Here is a 3,442-nt window from a genome sequence, read left to right on the forward strand (position 1 = left end):
GCGGTTGTATCGGACGGGGGATTTGGTGCGGTGGGATGGGTTGGGGTCGTTGGTGTTTGTGGGGCGTGCTGATTTTCAGGTGAAGGTGCGGGGGCAGCGGGTGGAGTTGGGGGAGGTGGAGTCGGTGTTGGGGCGGTGTCCGGGGGTGGTGGCGGCTGCGGTGGTGGTGGGTGAGGGTGGTGGGTTGGTGGGGTATGTGGTGCCGGAGGTGGGGGTGCGGGTGGATCCGGGTGTGGTGGTGGAGTTTGCGGGGTCGGTGTTGCCGGGGGGTGTGGTGCCGTCGGTGGTGGTGGTGTTGGGGGAGTTGCCGGTGACGGCGAGTGGGAAGTTGGATCGTGCCGCACTCCCCGCACCCGTCGTGGCGCGCGGACCCCACCGCGCGCCACGAACAGCGGCGGAACACACGCTGGCGTCGGTGTTCGCCGAAGTGCTCGGGCTCGGCCAGGTCGGGTTGGACGAGTCGTTCTTCGCGCTGGGCGGCGACAGCATCCTGTCGATCCGGCTCGTATCCCGCGCCAAGGCACGAGGACTGGTGTTCACCCCGCAGCAGGTGTTCGAGCACCGGACCGTGGCCGCGCTCGCGGCAGAATCGGACATCACCGACGGTGAGACCACAGTTGCGCTCGCCGAACTCGCGGGCGGCGGAATCGGCACGTTCCCGCCGACCCCGGTGGTCCGGTACCTGATCGAGCGCGGCGGGCACTTCGAGCGGTTCAGCCAGAGCGTGCTGCTCGACCTCCCGGGCGGCATCGACTCGGACCGGCTCCTCGCGGCCGTCACCGCGGTGCTCGCGCGACACGACATGCTGCGGTCGCGGCTCTACCAGGACGCGAACGGGCAGTGGCAGATGGAGACTCGTGCCGCGACCGAGATCGACACCGACTCACTGGTCCGTCGCATCGTCTTCGACCCGGAGTCCGATCCCGTCACGCTGCCAGACCTGATCGCGGCCGAGCACCAAGCGGCCGTGGAGAGGCTGCGCCCGTCCGACGGGGTGGTCGTCCAGTTCGTCTGGCTCGACCCGCGGCCCGCCGCCGCGCCCCCGGCACGAACCGGACGATTGATCGTGGTGGCACACCACCTCGCGGTCGACGGGGTGTCGTGGCGGATTCTACTGCCCGACTTCGCAGCTGCCTGGTCTCAGATCAGTACCGGGAGCGTACCGGCCCTCCCGGAACCGGCGACGTCGATGCGCCGATGGGCGCACGCGCTGGCCGAAGAAGCCCTCCGGAGCGAGCGAGCCGCCGAGCTGGGGTGGTGGCAGAACGTCGTCGCCGGACCCGACCCGCTGATCACCGAACGCCCCCTCGATCCGGGCCGGGACCTCGCGACCGCGCTGCAGGACGTGAGCGTCGAGACCTCCCGCGACGACACGTCCGCTCTGCTCACACGCCTCCCGGAGCTGTATCACGGGGGTGTCCTCGACGTCCTGCTGACGGCGCTGGTGGTGGCGGCGTCGAGGTGGCGTGCGGAGCGGGGGATCCCGGGCACGTCGATGCTGATCCGGCTGGAAGGGCACGGCCGGGAGCAGCAGGTGGTGCCCGGTGCCGACCTGTCCCGCACCGTCGGCTGGTTCACGACGGTCTTCCCCGTGCGCGTCGATCTCCGCGGCATCGACCTCGACAACGCACTCGTCGGCGGCCACGACGTCGGCAGCGCCGTGAAACGCGTGAAAGAACACCTTCGGGAAGTCCCCGACATGGGCATCGGTTACGGACTGCTCCGCTACCTGAACCCGGAGACCGCGGGCAGCCTGCCGGGAACGGAACCGGGGCAGATCAGTTTCAACTATCTCGGTCAGGTTCCGGATTCGGCGGACGGCGACACGGCGGTCGGCTGGAGTCCCGCCGACGGGTTCGGCGACCTGCGGTACGTCCCGGACCCCGACATGCCGGCGTCTGCCGCCGTCGAGGTCAACGCGATCGTGATCGGCGGACGACTCCGGGTCGGGTTCGGGTTCCCGGACACCCTGCTCGCGCACGCCGACGTGGAGCGGCTGGCACAACGGTGGCGGGAGTGTGTGTCCGCGTTGGTGGCCCACTCTCACAGTGGGGACGCAGGCGGACTCACACCGTCGGACGTTCCCCTCGTCGACGTGACCCAGGCCGACCTCGACACGTGGGAGGAGCGCTTCGGCGCGCTCACCGACGTGTGGCCGCCCGCACCCCTGCAGGCCGGGTTGCTGTTCCACGCCCTGCTCGCGAAACCGTCGATCGACGCGTACACCGTCCAGGTGGCACTGCACCTGAAGGGTGCCGTCGACCCGTCCCGGATGCGCCGCGCCGCCACGGCATTGCTGGATCGGCACGCGAATCTGCGGGTGGCGTTCGTCCCCGCCCGAGACGGAACATTCGTCCAGGTGGTACCCGCGGCCGTCGACCTCCCGCTCCGCGAGATCGACCTCACGGGTCTGCCCGAGGTCGCGCGGTCCGCCGAACTGGACCGGGTCCTGACCGCCGACCGGGCCACGCCGTTCGACACGTCCCGGGCCCCACTGGTGCGGTTCCTGCTCGTGACGACCGGCAGCCACGAATCCCGGCTCGTGTGGACCAATCATCACACCCTCCTCGACGGATGGTCGATGCCGCTGGCGATCCGCGAGCTGCTCGCGCTCTATGTGGCCGGAGACGACGATGTTTCGGCGTTGCCGCGACCCCGGCCCTACCGAGACTTCCTGTCGTGGCTGCATCGCCGGGACCCTGCGGACTCGCGAGTGGCGTGGGCGACCGCGCTCGCCGGCGTCGACGGTCCGACGCTGCTCCTGCCCGACGCACGCGGGCGGCCGCTGTCGGCTCCTCCCGAGAGTGCTCGGTTCACCGTGTCCGAGGAACTGACCGCCGACCTCACCACCCTCGCGCGTACCCGCAACACGACGCTGAACACGGTGACTCAGGTGGCGTGGGGCATCGTGCTCGGTTCAGCGACTTCCCGCCACGACGTGACGTTCGGGAGCACCGTGTCCGGGCGGTCGCCGCACCTGTCCGGCGTCGAATCGATGATCGGGTTGTTCGTCAACACCGTGCCCACACGCATCACGCTGAACCCCCGGGAAACGCTCGGCCGGCTGCTCGACCGGACACAAGCGGAACAGGCAGCCCTCCTCGACCACCACCACCTCGGTCTCGCCGACATCCAGCGAGCAGCCGGTCCCGACATCGGGTTCGACACGGCAACCGTCTTCGAGTCGTACCCGATCGACCGGGGAGGCCTGACCGAAGACACCGACCTCGCCGGCATCCGGGTGGTCGACGTGAGCGGCGTCGACGCCACACACTATCCGCTGAGCGTCGCCTTCTCGGTGGACACGCAGCTGCGCATGACGTTTCACTACCGACCCGACCTCGTCGACCGGGCCACCGTCGACGCGACGGCCGGCCGGGTCATCCGGGTGCTCGAGGTGATGGCCTCCGATCCGGATGTCACGTTGGCTCGTGTGGATGTG

General features: G+C 69.8%; 1 protein-coding gene. It reads left to right on the forward strand.

All coding sequences use genetic code 11. The features are described from left to right. Positions 1–79: 79 nt before the first annotated feature. A partial coding sequence (locus tag AZG88_RS29505) for a condensation domain-containing protein (RefSeq protein WP_231914256.1) occupies positions 80–3,442 on the forward strand: 3,363 nt, incomplete at its 3' end.

It is taken from the genome of Rhodococcus sp. LB1, assembly GCF_001583455.1.
In the GTDB taxonomy this organism is placed as follows: Bacteria; Actinomycetota; Actinomycetes; order Mycobacteriales; family Mycobacteriaceae; genus Rhodococcus_F; species Rhodococcus_F opacus.